Consider the following 656-nt stretch of genomic DNA (forward strand, 5'->3'; position numbering starts at 1 on the left):
GCGCATAGGATTCGTTCAGGCCGTCGCCGGTGCGGAAGAAGGTGCCGGTATATTTCGCCGGATTCCCTTCAAGCGCGCCAAAGGTCGTTTCCAGCGTGGCGACGCTCAATGCACCACCGGTCGCGCCCTGGATCAGCGCATTGCCATAGGGGCGGAATTGCGAACCGAACGTGATCTGGTTCTTCTGGTTGATCTTTTCGTTGAAATAAAAGCCGCCGAGCAGGAAGTTGAGCGGCCCCTCGAAATCGGTGGCGAGACGCAGTTCCTGCGTGAACGTATCGATCCCGACATTGGCCGAATTCCGCCCGATCAGATCGGCACCGGTGAAATCCGAATCCTGGTTGGTGGCACTCTTCACTTCGCGATAGGCGGTGATCGAGGTCAGCGTGTCGCGGCCGATCTTGATCTGCGCGCGCAGCGAATGACCCCAGGTGGCTGTCTGCGTCCGGCCCATCTTGGAATCGGCGTCGTCGTCATTCTCCGGCCCCGGCGTTACGCCATTGGCGATCTGCAGCGCCGTCACCGACGGAAGCGCACCCGAGACCGAGGTGCGGATGAAATTGTCCCAGTGATGCTCGTAATCGTTGAAATAGGTCAGCTCGATACGGTCGCTCGGCTGGAACAGCAGCTTGGCACGATAGCCATATTCCTTGAAC

General features: G+C 59.3%; 1 pseudogene. It reads right to left on the bottom strand.

From position 1 onward, the window contains the following. A pseudogene (locus AACY45_RS27330) lies at positions 1-656 on the bottom strand (hypothetical protein); the annotation flags it as partial.

The organism is Pseudomonas sp. RA_35y_Pfl2_P32, assembly GCF_963970735.1.
Classification (GTDB): Bacteria; Pseudomonadota; Gammaproteobacteria; order Pseudomonadales; family Pseudomonadaceae; genus Aquipseudomonas.